Here is a 13,996-nt window from a genome sequence, read left to right on the forward strand (position 1 = left end):
AAACTATATTTTGAAGTGCTTTCGCGCTCTATATAATTCTACTAGCTGTTGTATTTCAAACAATATGCCAAAGGTTATGCTGTAATATTACTCGCGGCCAAATGGGTGTTTAGCTTATGGAAAAATTCCTCTGTTTTATAGGGTTTTGGAATAATATCGGTAAACCCGTTAAGGTAAAATTCATCCAGATTTTCATCCAGGGTTACTGCGGTTAAAGCAACTATTGGAATTTGATCATCAAATTTTCTTATTTCAATGGTGGCCTCAATACCGCTTATACCGGGCATATGGATATCCATTAAAATAAGGTCAAAATCATTGCTCTTTACCTTTTCAATAGCTATAGTGCCATTATCTGCAACATCACATATTACATTGTGTTTTTCCAGGATCTTGCGGGTAATCATCTGGTTGATCTTATTATCCTCTACAATTAAGATCTTCTTATTGCGCATGGTCTCATTTGATAGGGCCGTGGCAACCTTTGATTGGGTTGAAGTAGCGCCAGGGGTTTCAAATGCTTCAAACTTAAGATCAAAACTAAAAGCAGAACCTTTTCCCAACTCGCTGTCCAAATGAATTTCACTATTCATTAGGGTTAGCAAATTCTTTACAATTGAAAGACCAAGACCGGTACCTCCAAATTTGCGGTTTATTTGCATAGAGCCCTGGGTAAAGTTCTCAAAGATTGCGGTTTGCTTTTCTTTGGTAATACCCTCGCCGTTATCTTTAATCTCAAAATGAAGAAACAATTGCTGGCCTACCTGGTTTACGCGGCTAACATTGATCCAGATATCTCCATTCTCTGTAAACTTAATAGAATTCCCAATCAAATTAATTAGGATTTGAGAGATCTTAAGCGGATCTCCTTTTAATTTCTTCGGAATTTCAGGATCAAAATTGAAATGCAGTTTGGTATTCTTGTCATCGGCGGAATTTTTCAGCGCGATCAATACATCTGAAATTCTTTTTTCCAAATTAAAAGAAGTTTCAAGGATCTCAACTTTTCTGGCTTCAAGCTTGTTAAGGTCGAGAATGTTGTTAATTAATGATAATAAATATTCTCCGGAAAATTTAAGGGAATTTAAATGTTCCTTTTGATTCTCAGTAGGACTTTCTTCAAGTAAGAGATGAGTTAACCCGGTTACTGCATATAATGGCGTACGCAGTTCATGGGTTATAGTAGATAGGAACTGGGCCTTGGCAAGGGAAGCTTTTTCAGCATTTTCCTTGGCTATGGTAAGCTCATCATTTTTCTTTTGGAGCAAGTCATTGGCCCTTGCCCTTAAATTGTTATTCTTATATAACGAGAGTGTAAGCAGGGATAATATTGTTATCAAAGCCACACTTAAAATGGTGGTTAACTTATTAACTTTTAAAGATTTCTCCTGCTCGGCATTTTGTTTAGTCAACTCTTTCACATTACTTCTTAAGGCGTCAACACCGTATCTGGTATTGGCATCTAAAGCCAGGGCCTCCCTGTTAATATTAAAGATTGAATCTCTTATTTTATCGCTTTCCTGCAGGTAACTTAAAGAATTTTCAAAATCCCCCTGGCTTTGATAGATCTGGCTTAACAACTTGGTGTTATATAAGATCATACTGCCAAAGTTATTTTCCTTTGATATGGCAAGGGATTTTTGAGCTTCTTCTTCTCCCTGTTTCAGATCATTTTTCCATATATAAGCCCGGCTGCGATAATAGTGCAGGCGGGATTTTTCATAGGAATTATTGCTGGGCATTAAATAACTCTCTGCATTATCAAGGTGCTGCATAGCCTTGTCAATTTGATGAGGCTTGTTATTGCCATGTAAATAAACAATGGCTCGGTTAAGTTCAACAATCCCTATAAATTCCAGGTTGTTTTCCTTTTTATAATAATCCTGAGCAAGATTTAAATAATTGGTGGCCCGGGCAAAATCCTCTTTAGCATTAAATAATTTGGCGTAATTGAGATAACTATACGCCAGGCCTGCTTCATCATTTATTTCCCGCTGAATTGCGATAGCACGCTGAAGCTCTGTTACAGCACGGTCATAATCATGTCGAATATAAAAAAGTTGGGAAAGTACACCGCTGGAAAGCGCAATGGATTTTTGATCATTGATCTGTTTGGAAAGTTCCAGGGCTTTGTTAAGCTGGCTCAGGGCTTCCTCAAAATTAAGAACATTGACAGAGATTTCAGCTTCGTTTAATAACTGCTGAATCCGGGCGTTAATTTCTGAAATTTCTTCCGGCGTTTTCTCCTGTAGATCTAAACCGGTGTAACCACCAAACAGGAGGATAAGCGAAAAAAAGAGGTTCTTCATTGGGGATCGACTGGTGCTTATTAAAAGTTAAATATAGTTAATTCTTTGAAACGAAAGAAATTAAATCAATTAGCCGGCTGGAATAGCCTATTTCATTGTCATACCACCCAATTAATTTAATAAGGTCTCCCCCAATCACAGATGTCATCTGGGAATCAAAAATACAGGAATGCGTATCACCCACAATGTCAATGGATACCAGTGGCTCCCGGGTATAGCTTAAGATATTTTTCAAATAGGTTTTGGAGGCTTCCTCAAAAACAGCATTAACCTCTTCTATGGTGGTACTTTTATTTACATTCAGTGTCATATCTGTAAGGGATCCGTTTGGGACGGGTACTCTAATTCCGCAACCCCCAATGACGTCTTTAAGGTCTGGAAATACCTTTGTAAGCGCTTTTGCTGCCCCGGTAGTGGTTGGTATAATAGACAAGGCTCCAGCTCTTCCCCTGCGAAGATCGCGATGCGGGCGGTCATGCAGGCTTTGATCTGATGTATAGGAGTGTATGGTCGAAATATAAGCGTGCTTCACCCCAAAATTCTTATGGATCACATCCAGCATAGGGGCTGCATTGTTGGTGGTGCAGGAGGCATTGGAAATTATGGTTTCACTGCCATCAAGAATATTTTCATTTACCCCCAGAACTACCATTTTTATACTTTCGTCTGTAGATGGTACAGAGAGCAGAACTTTCTTAACCCCCTCCTTTAAATGATGTTCCAGGTCTTCTTTGCTCTTAAATTTCCCGGAACTTTCCACTACTATATCAACCCCAAAATCATCCCAGGGGATATCCCGGGGATGGGAGTGCATTAAAACAGGGATCCTCCGTTTCTTAACAACTATTTCATCGGCTGTACCAATAACTTCATGAGGAAGTTTTCCGTGGATGCTGTCATATTTTAAAAGATGCGCAAGAGTAGTTGCTTCGGCAAGATCATTAATGACTACTACTTCAATATTTGGATGATTGATCAATAACCTTAGGAGGTTTCGGCCTATTCTTCCAAACCCATTAATCCCTATCCTAATTTTTTTCTCCATAGAGACATTGGCCGCCATTAAAGTAAATGCTTTTGAGCTTTATAGGATGATCTCACCAATGCACCGCTTTCTACATGTCTGAAACCAAGTTCGAGGCCTATGGTCTCATATTTTTTAAACTGGTCTGGAGTTATAAATTCCTTTACAGGTAAATGCCTTTTGCTGGGCTGTAAATATTGACCAATCGTAACCACATCAACATTCGCGCTTTTAAGATCATGCAGTGTTTGGATCACTTCCTCCTCTTTTTCCCCCAGCCCCAGCATGATACCAGATTTGGTTCTGTTAATTCCCTGATCCTTTAAATACTTCAATACCCCAAGACTGCGTTCATATTTAGCCTGGATGCGTACTTCCCTGGTAAGTCTTTTTACCGTTTCCATATTATGGGATACGATCTCCGGGTTTACTGTGATAATGCGGTCAATATTGCGTTCATTTCCCTGAAAATCTGGAATAAGGGTCTCCAGCGTAGTTTCCGGATTCATACGGCGAATAGCCTTCACTGTTTCTGCCCATAAAATTGAGCCCATATCCTTAATGTCATCACGGTCTACACTTGTGATCACTGCATGTTTTATTTGCATAAGTTTTATTGAACGTGCAACTTTTTCAGGCTCGTCCCAGTCTACGGTTTCGGGCCTGCCGGTTTTTACCCCGCAAAAACCACAGGAGCGGGTACAAATGTTACCCAGGATCATGAAAGTTGCAGTTCCTTCCCCCAACATTCTCCCATATTAGGACAACTACCCGAGGTGCAAATAGTGTGAAGATCGTATTTGTTAACCAATCCTCTAAGTTCGGTATATTTTTTTCCTGTGGGGAGTTTTACCCGAAGCCATTTAGGTTTGGGGGTTGGTTTTTCAGTAACTAAAGTCTCTGTGGCCATAAAAAAAATCTAAGGCCCAAAGATACAATAATATGGGGAAAACTATAAGGGAGAGGGGAGGAGTTTTAAAGGTTCCCGCTCCTGCGGGATTCAATAATTTGCGATAATAATTTTTTTGCCCGCAGGAGCTTAACCTTTACATTATTTAGAGGTTCATCCAGTTTGGCGGCTATTTCCTTATAGGTTTTTTCCTGGAAATACCTGAGATTAATTACTTCCTGGTATGGAGGTTTTAACTGTTTAATATCACTTAACAATTGGGCAAGGTGCTGTTCATTTATTAAAATGTCCTCAATGGAAGGGGTTTCATCTGCAATTCGATGTATGCTTTCACTGGATTCATCTTCTGTCCTGGAGCTTATCGAGGCATTTTTTTTCCTTACAAGGTCTATATGAATGTTCTTGGAAATGGTGAGAAGCCAGGTTTTAAAAACGAATTTGTCATCATACGTATTTAACTTGTCAAAAGCCCTGGAAAAGGTTTGGATTGTTATCTCCTCTGCATCGTACTCATTACGGGTCCTTTTTAGCTGAAAAGCATAGACATCTCCCCAAAAAGAATCCAGCAAAAATTTATACGCCGCCTGGTGTCCCGTTTTGGCTTGTTCTATTTGTGCTGAAAGCGGGGTTTTATTTATTTCCAATTGGAGGGTTTTGAAACAAGATTTGTGCTAAAGATACCAAATTGCAGAAAGACAAGGAATAGATCCATCACCGGTACTAACCAAACTACATCCAGTTCATTAAGTTTTTTGGCCGATTGCCAAAATACTACATATTGCACCAGGATTCGAATTGTGAATATTGCAAGTACAACCTGCCAGTGGATTTGAAAAACCATCAGTACAATGAATAGAATCCAAAAAAGAAGTTGACTAAGGTAAAATGTTGCAAGTATAGCTTTATGTTCCCGCTTATATAAAACCGAGGTGGATATATGCCTGCGTTTCTGGCTTACCCATTCTTTAAAGCTACTATTGGGAACACTGCGTGTAATTGCCTTTTCATCAAAACAAATAGCAGTATTCTCCCTTGTGGCTGCCTGGTTTACAAAAAGATCATCATCACCAGAGCGAACATGTAAATGGGTTGCAAAACCATTCTGCTCATAGAACTCGGTAGAAGTATATGCAAGGTTACGTCCTACGCCCATATATGGCATTCCCCATTTGGCATAGGAGAAATATTGAATTGCCGTAAACAGGGTTTCGTAACGTATTAATTTATTAAGTATGGAGATCTTATTTTTAAAATACCCGCCATAGCCTAATATAATAGACTTGTTTTCGTGAAAATGAGCGGTCATGTGCTCTATCCAGAATTCAGTTTCAGGGGCACAATCAGCATCGGTGAAAAGTAGGTAAGGATTTTTTGCCTTTTTTATTCCAAGGGTTAAAGCGTATTTTTTCTTTCCCCAAAACGCTTCGTTATTCTGCACATTCACGATTTTCACCCGGGGATCGGTTTCCTGGAATGCTTCCATCACATCCAGTGTTTCATCGACAGATGCATCGTTTATAAGAATTATTTCAAAATTGGGATAGTTCTGGCTTAGAATTGCCGGTATGAAATTTTTAAGGTTTTCGGCTTCATTTTTTGCACAAACAATTACCGAGACCGGGAGTTGACCTCCGGGGATTTTTGTAGGTTTGGATGAAGAAAAACTAAAATATCCTATATAAAACAGGATATTTAGCAAGGAAAATAAAATAAATAATACAAATAATGTTAGCGCCATAGATTAATTGATCTTCTTAGGCTCAGAACAATCTTTGACTTCATCGGGCAATTTTCCACAGAAACTGCAGGCTTCTCCATCCTTATTTAAAAACGGACTTTGACTGGCGCAGGTACCTGCGAATTTTCCATCTTTTTTACCCCAAATCTTTATAGCAATTCCTGCAAAAGCAAGTGCCAGTAGTATTATAGTTATTATTAAAAGTTTCATAGCATTTATTTGTTATGCAAAAATAAGAATAAAAAAGGGGGCTTAAAAATGTAAAATCCAATTAATATAACCTTTACACTATTTAACTAAACTTTAATCGCAATTGCTTCTGAATCACCAGTTTCAGTGCTAAATTGCAGGTTAATTAACAAAAACCAAAATTATGAAACTGAGAAAGGTATTATTAGTTGCGATTCTTTCAGGAATTGCATTTACTTCATGTAAGGATAACAAGACAGATGATGATATTGATGATCGCATGGAAATGGAACGTATGGAAGCCGACCGGGAAGCTGAAATGAGAGCCGACAGGGAAAGACTTGAACGCGAGAACAATATAAATGCAAGACTGCAGGCAAATCAAAATCTTACAACTTTCAATGAAGGGTGGAACAGAAACCAGATATCTCAAAACCTGGATGGTACACGAATGGCTGGAGACACTACAACGGCGAGAACCGCGGGAACAACACAGGCCACTCAAGGATCCTATACAATTTTTGCACCATCCAATGAAGCCTATGCCGCGTTAACCGAGGCGCAAAGAACCCAATTAAATGATGCACAGCGAAGAGATAGAAATGTTGCTTCTATGAATTATTTAATGGTGAATCAACGTGTAACTGCAGATCAATTAAAACAACAAATTCAAAGTGGGAATGGTAAATATGCCATTAAAACTATGCAGGGAGAGAACATTACGGCATCCATAGAAGGTGATAATATTATCTTAACTGATGCGGCCGGTAATAAAGCCCGTGTAATAGAATCAGATAATGAAGGATCTAATGGTGTTATACATATAATTGATAAAGTATTATGGCCTAAGGACCCAACTAAAAATGAAGCTGCTACAAGAACCGGAACTACTGCCGGGACTACTACAGGTAGCGCAACTCCTTAAAGAGAACTTTTTCTAACAAAAAAGAGGCTGGAATTTGATTTCAGCCTCTTTTTTTTATACTAATTCTTCTTAAATTATATTTACTTCCGGTTGTAACTCTATCCCGAACTTTTCATAGACCTCTGCCTGGATTTTTTTGGCCAGATTCAGGATCTCTTTGCCGGTAGCGGCACCATAATTAACCAATACCAGTGCCTGATTCTTATGAACTCCCGCATCTCCTTCCCGGTAACCTTTTAAACCAACATTTTCGATAAGCCATCCTGCGGGAACTTTAAATTCCGTATCGGAAACCTGATAAGAAGGGATCCCTGAAAATTTATTTTTTAAATTATCCAGGGCAGCAACTGTGATCACCGGATTTTTAAAAAAGCTTCCACTGTTCCCCAGTTTTTTAGGATCTGGTAACTTTTGGCTGCGAATTTTTATAACTGCATTTGAAACATCTTTAATCCCCGCATTTACAACCCCCATTTCATCTAAGGCTTCCTGTATAGAACCATAGTTTGTATGAAGCCGGTGTTCTTTTTTTGTTAACCTAAAGGTGACACTTGTAATTATATATTTTCCCTTGACGGCCAATTTAAAAATAGAGCTGCGATAATCAAATTGGCAGGAAGAATTATCAAACTCCTTCATTTCAAGGGTTTGCATATCTATGGCTTCACAGGAAAAAAAAGTATCCTTAAGCTCCACTCCATAAGCTCCAATGTTTTGAATAGGTGCAGTCCCAATATTTCCCGGGATAAGAGATAGATTTTCGAGTCCGCCCCAATTATTTTCAAGGGTGTAAAGAACGGTTTCATGCCAGTTCTCACCGCCTTGAACCTTTATAAAAACATCTTCTTCGGTTTCCCTTACTATTTCTTTTCCTTTAAGCCCAATGTGTAAAACGGTGGCGTCTATATCCCCGGTGAGTAACATATTACTGCCGCCCCCTAAAACCAGGATATCTTCAGAGTAATTTTGTTTTAAAACTTCTCTAAGTTCCTCAATAGTTTCAACCGAAATAAAGGTTTTTGCCTTTACGTCTATTCCAAACGTATTATGGTCCTTAAGAGAAGCATTCTGCAAAATTTTCATTATTTATTGTATTCCTTTAGGGCAAATTTCAGGATCTCTACGGCACGTTCCAGGTCTTCTTTTTTAAGTACATAAGCAATTCTCACCTGGTTCAATCCCGTATTTGGTGTGGAATAAAATCCGGCAGCCGGTGCCACCATAACCGTTTCGTTGTTATGTTGAAATTCTTCCAGTAACCAACGCGCAAAATCATCGGCATTTTCCACAGGAAGTTCTGCGATACAGTAAAAAGCTCCTTTTGGGGTAGCAACCCTTACTCCCTCAATGGCCTCCAGACCATTTACCAGGATGTTACGTCTTGAAGTGTATTCCTCTATCACCTCATCAAAATAACTTTGTGGCGTTTGTAATGCCGCTTCACTGGCAATTTGTTCAAAGGTGGGTGGGCTTAAACGTGCCTGCGCAAATTTCATGGCCGTTTGCATAACCTCCTTGTTGGAAGATACCAAACACCCTATGCGTGCACCACACATACTGTAACGTTTAGATACTGAATCTATCATAATTGCATGTTCCTTCAATTCTGGCAGGCTCATTATGGAATGGTGCTCTGCCCCATCATAAGTGAATTCACGATACACTTCATCTGCTACCAGGAAGATGTCATGTTTTAGAACCATGGCAGACAATTGCTGGATCTCTTCTTTTGTATATAAATATCCTGTTGGATTCCCTGGATTACAAATAAGAATAGCTTTAGTTTTAGGAGTGATAAGCTTCTCAAATTCCTGAATAGGAGGAAGAGCAAAATTGGTTTCTATTGTAGATTCAACCGGTACGATCTTTACACCAGATGCGGTTGCAAATCCGTTATAATTGGCATAGAATGGCTCCGGAATAATAATTTCATCACCGGCATCGGCTATGGTTCCCATGGCAAATAGCAATGCTTCAGATCCTCCCGTGGTAATTATAATATTATTGCTGTCTACCGGTATGTCTTTTTGTCTGTAATATTCTGCGAGTTTTTTTCTATAATCTTCAAACCCTGCAGAGTGACTGTAGGCCAATACTTCAATATTATTGTTCTTTACTGCATCTAAAGCAACCTGTGGTGTCTTAATGTCCGGTTGCCCTATATTAAGCTGATATATTTTTCTTCCTTTACGTACGGCTTCTTCAGCAAAAGGAACTAATTTTCTAATTGGAGATTCCGGCATGGAATGACCTTTTTCGGAGATTTTAGGCATAACAAAATGGTTTTTTTATCACTGCAAAAATGCGAAATTAAAAGGAGAATTCATTCCTGCAACAGGTCATTTATAATTTGATTTTTACTATTTTAATGAAAAAATTGAAAGCTGTATATTTTTTCTTTCTTTTTTCAATTTTCTTTCTGAATTCAGCAAGGGCTCAGCCGCGCTTTATTATTGAAAATAATAAGGATAAATTTGATCTCAGGTTTGAGCTTGTAAATGATCTTGTAATAATTCCTCTGGAGATCAATGGAGTGGAACTGTCTTTTTTATTGGATACCGGGGTAGATTCAACTATTCTGTTTTCTATTGGAGATAATGACACGGTAAATTTAAAAAATACCGAAACTATTTACCTGCGGGGGCTGGGAGAGGGTGAGCCTATTAAAGCATTAAAATCTTCCGGGAATGAGGTGAAAATTGGACAGGCTGTAAATAAAAACCTTAGTTGTTATCTGGTTTTTGATAATCCTCTTAGTCTTTCCAACAGGATGGGGGTGCCCATACATGGTATTATTGGTTATGATCTGTTTCGCGATTTTGTAATATCCTTCAATTATTTAAAAATGGAACTCACGGCTTATGATCCAAGGCATTTTACCTATCCCAATTGCCGTAAATGTGATGACCTGCCCTTAACCTTTGTAAAGAATAAACCTTATATAAATATTTCAGGGAGGATCGAAGGGGAAAGCATCCCTTTGAATCTCCTGGTTGACAGTGGGTCTGGTGATGCTGTATGGCTTTTCAGCAAAGAGAATGATGGAATTGTAATTCCTGAAAATAATTTTACAGATTTCCTGGGCTTTGGTATTGGAGGAAGCGTTTATGGTAAGCGCAGCCGAATTAAGGAAATTCACTTTGGGAATAATGTTTTAAGGGAGGTAACTGCCAGTTTTCCCGATACTGTATATTTCAAGGGTATTGAAACATTTGCTCAACGAAATGGAAGTATTGGAGCCCAAATCCTCAAGCGTTTTAATGTTATTATTGATTATCCCGGAAAAAAAATGAGGCTAAAACCAAACAAAACCTTTTCTGAGCCTTTTGAATATGATATGAGCGGGGTGGTGATTGCCCATGATGGGTTTTCCATTATCAAGGATATCATGCGAAATCCCCTGTCGCTTCGGGAAGACGATGTTAATAATACCGCCGCCGGGAATATGGTATATAAAAGCACCTATGAAGTGAAATATTCCCTTGAGCCTCAATATAAGGTTGCAGAGCTACGGCCGGATTCTCCGGCAAGTCTTGCCGGTCTCAAGGTAGGTGATATCATTTTAAAGATAAACAGAAGAGATGCATATAAATTTACATTATCTCAAATCTCATATCTTTTAAGTTCCAGGGAAGGAAAAAGTGTGAATTTTCTTATTGAAAGAGATGGGGTAGAGCGGAAGATCTCTTTTGTTTTGAAAAGGATATTATAAAAAAAACTCCCGTTTCCGGGAGTTTGAAATTCATTTTGTTAAGCGTCCGGGTCTAGCACCTTTCCTTTAATTTTGATAGCTTTAGTAGCTTCATCTGCATTTGAATAGATGCTTATAGTCCTTCTTATAGGTCCTACAATATCTGTATTATATTTTACCACGATCTCACCCTTTCCTCCGGGGGCTATTGGTGATTTGGTCCAGGAGGGTACTGCGCAACCGCAGCTTGAATATACATTCTCTATGATAAGGGGAGCATTGCCAATGTTTTCAAATTCAAAAACCCTGGTACCGTCGCTTCCTTTCTTAATATCTCCGTAATCGATTGTTTCAGCTTTAAACTGAAATTTGGGGGTATTTTGTGCCGTCATTGTAGAAATCCCGGCCAATACCACTATTAAAAATGTGACTACTCTTTTCATAATTCCTATGTTTTACTTAAGTAAAGATAAGGTGTTTTATGGCTAACTCAAAAGCAGATAACATAAACTACTTCTTTTTTAATCCTCAACTTATAAGTACTTTTGCAATTATTTCAAAAATCAGACCACAAATGGCCACAGCCCAAGCATATAATACTCAGGAAGTTGAAGAGAAATGGTATAAATACTGGATGGAAAATAATTATTTTCATTCAGAAGTAGATGAAAGGACACCATATACCATAGTTATTCCTCCTCCCAATGTGACCGGGGTTTTACATATGGGCCATATGTTGAACAATACAATACAGGATGTATTAATTCGCCGCGCACGCCTTAAAGGATTTAATGCCTGCTGGGTGCCGGGAACAGATCACGCTTCTATTGCCACAGAAGCAAAGGTGGTTGCCAAATTAAAATCTGAAGGGATCAATAAAAATGATCTAAGCCGGGAAGAATTTTTGGGACATGCCTGGGAGTGGACTCACAAACATGGAGGTATTATCCTGGAACAATTAAAAAAATTAGGTGCCTCCTGTGACTGGGAGCGTACTAAATTTACCATGGATGATTCCATGTCTGCCTCTGTTATCAAGGTTTTTGTTGACCTTTATGAAAAAGGGCTTGTTTATCGTGGGTACAGGATGGTAAACTGGGATCCGGAAGCCAAAACAACCCTTAGTGATGAAGAGGTAATTTACCAGGAAAAGCAGGGAAATTTGTATTATCTGAGTTATAAGATAGAAGGGAGTGATGAAACAGTTACCATAGCCACCACCCGTCCTGAAACAATTCTGGGTGATACGGCTATATGTATAAACCCAAACGATGAGAGATTTTCTCATTTAAAAGGGAAAAAGGCGGTGGTGCCTATAGCAAACCGTGTTATTCCAATAATTGAGGATGAATATGTAGATATTGAATTTGGAACCGGATGTTTAAAGGTTACTCCTGCCCACGACGAGAATGATAAAGTGCTTGGAGAAAAGCATAATCTGGAAGTTATAGATATTTTAAATGATGATGCAAGTCTTAATAATTTTGGTTTGCATTATAAAGGAATGGACAGGTTTGTTGCCCGTAAGGAAATTGTAAAGGAACTTGAGGCAATGGGCGTACTTGTAAAGACCGAAAATCATATCAATAAAGTTGGAACCAGTGAACGCACAGGAGCGGTTATTGAACCTAAGTTGAGCGATCAATGGTTCCTGAAAATGAAAGATCTTGCCCAGCCAGCTTTAGATGCTGTTTTGGATAGAGAAGTGAATCTTGTTCCCGATAAGTTTTTAAATACCTACAAGCACTGGATGGAAAATGTACGGGATTGGAACATCTCCCGGCAACTTTTATGGGGACAGCAAATCCCCGCTTACTTTTACGGTGAAGGGCAGGAAGATTTTGTAGTAGCTGAAACTGCAGAAGCTGCTTTGGAGAAAGCTAAGGTGGCTACAGGAAATAAAGAACTTTCGCTAAATGACCTGAAACAGGATGCCGATGCCCTGGACACCTGGTTCTCATCCTGGTTATGGCCCATAAGCGTATTTAACGGAATACTGGAACCGGACAATAAAGAGATCAACTATTATTATCCTACCAATGACCTGGTTACTGCTCCCGAAATTTTATTTTTCTGGGTGGCAAGAATGATCATTGCAGGTTATGAATTTAGGGGAGAAAAACCATTTACCAATGTTTACTTAACAGGGATTGTAAGGGATAAGCAACGCCGCAAGATGTCTAAGTCCCTTGGAAACTCTCCAGATCCTCTTGAACTAATCAATAAATATGGGGCAGATGGGGTTCGTGTAGGGATGCTCCTTAGTTCTCCTGCCGGTAATGACCTTATGTTTGATGAGGACCTCTGCAAACAAGGCAGCGCCTTTATAAACAAAATATGGAATTCCTTCAGGCTTATTAAAAGCTGGGAGATAGATCCTGCAAAAGACCAGCCGGAAGCTTCGGCTATGGCGATTGCGTGGTACCAGTCAAAATTTCAGAAAACATTACTGGAAATAGAAGACCATTACACAAAATACAGAATGAGCGATGCCTTAATGGCTACTTACAAACTGGTGTGGGATGATTACTGTTCATGGTTGCTGGAAATGGTAAAACCTCCCTTTGGAGAAGCTATAGACCAAAAAACCTATAATGAGATAATTGCTATTCTTGAGGATAACCTGAAAATATTGCACCCATTTACTCCGTTTATTTCTGAAGAGATCTGGCAGCAATTAAAAGATCGTACTCCACAAGAGGCTTTAATAATTTCCCGTTGGCCGGAATCCGGAAATATCGATGAGGAAATTATTGAAGAGTTTTCTTTTGCTTCGGAAGTTATTGGCGGTATCAGGAACATTCGAAAATCTAAAAATATCTCCTTTAAAGAACAAATTTCCCTGGATATTTTAAATCCTGAAAAAGTTTCCTCCCGTTTTAATTCTATTATCCAAAAATTGGGGAACGTTTCAGCCATTAATAATGTAGATACTCAGGTGGAGGGAGCATTGTCCTTCCGCGTAAAATCAAATGAGTATTTTATACCAATTGAAGGTGCTGTAGATGTAGAGGCCGAAATTAAAAAATTAAGCGATGAACTTGAGTATACCAAAGGTTTCTTACAATCTGTAGAAAAGAAGCTTTCCAATTCAAAGTTCGTAGACAACGCACCCGAGAGTGTTGTAGCAATAGAAAAGGCTAAGCAGGCAGATGCACAAGCGAAAATTCAGGTGCTGGAAGCAAGGTTAAAGTCTCTCGCGTAGATAAT

Annotated in this window: 11 protein-coding genes and 1 pseudogene; 3 read left to right on the forward strand and 9 right to left on the reverse strand. The window is 38.9% G+C overall.

The window, feature by feature from the left end:
• Positions 1-74: 74 nt before the first annotated feature.
• From FK178_RS00380 to FK178_RS00405, 6 genes and pseudogenes are all read right to left on the reverse strand, one after another.
• On the reverse strand, positions 75-2,309 hold the full coding sequence (locus tag FK178_RS00380) for an ATP-binding protein (protein WP_146829937.1): 2,235 nt from the start codon (positions 2,307-2,309) through the stop codon (positions 75-77).
• 37 nt (positions 2,310-2,346) lie between these two features.
• Complete coding sequence (gap, locus tag FK178_RS00385; RefSeq protein WP_146829939.1) at positions 2,347-3,354, reverse strand: type I glyceraldehyde-3-phosphate dehydrogenase; 1,008 nt, start codon at positions 3,352-3,354, stop codon at positions 2,347-2,349.
• Positions 3,355-3,371: 17 nt separating this feature from the next.
• Positions 3,372-4,243, reverse strand: a pseudogene (gene lipA, locus FK178_RS00390) (lipoyl synthase).
• A gap of 65 nt (positions 4,244-4,308) precedes the next feature.
• A complete protein-coding gene (locus tag FK178_RS00395) occupies positions 4,309-4,887 on the reverse strand; it encodes an RNA polymerase sigma factor (protein ID WP_146829941.1) in 579 nt (192 codons plus the stop codon).
• Positions 4,878-5,981: a glycosyltransferase gene (locus tag FK178_RS00400; RefSeq protein WP_146829943.1), complete on the reverse strand. Its 1,104-nt coding sequence runs from the start codon at positions 5,979-5,981 to the stop codon at positions 4,878-4,880. Before FK178_RS00400 ends, FK178_RS00395 begins: the two co-directional genes overlap by 10 nt.
• A gap of 3 nt (positions 5,982-5,984) precedes the next feature.
• The gene (locus FK178_RS00405; protein WP_146829945.1) at positions 5,985-6,191 is read right to left on the reverse strand and encodes a membrane or secreted protein; all 207 of its coding nucleotides are present in this window, start codon (positions 6,189-6,191) and stop codon (positions 5,985-5,987) included.
• Positions 6,192-6,354: 163 nt separating this feature from the next.
• On the opposite strand from FK178_RS00405, the gene FK178_RS00410 reads away from it, so the two are divergent.
• Positions 6,355-7,095, forward strand: a complete 741-nt coding sequence (locus FK178_RS00410; protein WP_146829947.1) for a fasciclin domain-containing protein — start codon at positions 6,355-6,357, stop codon at positions 7,093-7,095.
• Between the two features lie 69 nt (positions 7,096-7,164).
• Here FK178_RS00410 and murB read toward each other — a convergent pair whose 3' ends face one another.
• Positions 7,165-8,178 carry a UDP-N-acetylmuramate dehydrogenase gene (murB, locus tag FK178_RS00415; RefSeq protein WP_146829949.1) on the reverse strand — a complete coding sequence of 338 codons (1,014 nt, stop codon included), beginning with the start codon at positions 8,176-8,178 and terminating at the stop codon, positions 7,165-7,167.
• Complete coding sequence (locus FK178_RS00420) at positions 8,178-9,368, reverse strand: pyridoxal phosphate-dependent aminotransferase (RefSeq protein ID WP_146829951.1); 1,191 nt, start codon at positions 9,366-9,368, stop codon at positions 8,178-8,180. Before FK178_RS00420 ends, murB begins: the two co-directional genes overlap by 1 nt.
• A gap of 95 nt (positions 9,369-9,463) precedes the next feature.
• Between FK178_RS00420 and FK178_RS00425 the strand changes: the two genes are divergently transcribed.
• Entirely contained in the window at positions 9,464-10,807 is a 1,344-nt protein-coding gene (locus FK178_RS00425) for an aspartyl protease family protein (RefSeq protein ID WP_146829953.1), read from the forward strand.
• A gap of 38 nt (positions 10,808-10,845) precedes the next feature.
• On the opposite strand, the gene FK178_RS00430 is transcribed toward FK178_RS00425, so the two are convergent.
• The gene (locus FK178_RS00430; RefSeq protein WP_146829954.1) at positions 10,846-11,229 is read right to left on the reverse strand and encodes a DUF1573 domain-containing protein; all 384 of its coding nucleotides are present in this window, start codon (positions 11,227-11,229) and stop codon (positions 10,846-10,848) included.
• Between the two features lie 131 nt (positions 11,230-11,360).
• Between FK178_RS00430 and FK178_RS00435 the strand changes: the two genes are divergently transcribed.
• Positions 11,361-13,991, forward strand: a complete 2,631-nt coding sequence (locus FK178_RS00435) for a valine--tRNA ligase (RefSeq protein ID WP_146829956.1) — start codon at positions 11,361-11,363, stop codon at positions 13,989-13,991.
• Positions 13,992-13,996: the final 5 nt, after the last annotated feature.

Source organism: Antarcticibacterium arcticum, assembly GCF_007993795.1.
GTDB classification, from domain to species: domain Bacteria; phylum Bacteroidota; class Bacteroidia; order Flavobacteriales; family Flavobacteriaceae; genus Gillisia; species Gillisia arctica.

What these genes read in the sequence shown, in the direction of transcription:
- FK178_RS00380 (WP_146829937.1), bottom strand. Translation starts at nt 2,309, where the DNA reads ATGAAGAACCTCTTTTTTTCGCTTATCCTCCTGTTTGGTGGTTACACC.
- gap (WP_146829939.1), bottom strand. Translation starts at nt 3,354, where the DNA reads ATGGAGAAAAAAATTAGGATAGGGATTAATGGGTTTGGAAGAATAGGC.
- FK178_RS00400 (WP_146829943.1), bottom strand. Translation starts at nt 5,981, where the DNA reads ATGGCGCTAACATTATTTGTATTATTTATTTTATTTTCCTTGCTAAAT.
- FK178_RS00405 (WP_146829945.1), bottom strand. Translation starts at nt 6,191, where the DNA reads ATGAAACTTTTAATAATAACTATAATACTACTGGCACTTGCTTTTGCA.
- FK178_RS00410 (WP_146829947.1), top strand. Translation starts at nt 6,355, where the DNA reads ATGAAACTGAGAAAGGTATTATTAGTTGCGATTCTTTCAGGAATTGCA.
- murB (WP_146829949.1), bottom strand. Translation starts at nt 8,178, where the DNA reads ATGAAAATTTTGCAGAATGCTTCTCTTAAGGACCATAATACGTTTGGA.
- FK178_RS00420 (WP_146829951.1), bottom strand. Translation starts at nt 9,368, where the DNA reads ATGCCTAAAATCTCCGAAAAAGGTCATTCCATGCCGGAATCTCCAATT.
- FK178_RS00425 (WP_146829953.1), top strand. Translation starts at nt 9,464, where the DNA reads ATGAAAAAATTGAAAGCTGTATATTTTTTCTTTCTTTTTTCAATTTTC.
- FK178_RS00430 (WP_146829954.1), bottom strand. Translation starts at nt 11,229, where the DNA reads ATGAAAAGAGTAGTCACATTTTTAATAGTGGTATTGGCCGGGATTTCT.
- FK178_RS00435 (WP_146829956.1), top strand. Translation starts at nt 11,361, where the DNA reads ATGGCCACAGCCCAAGCATATAATACTCAGGAAGTTGAAGAGAAATGG.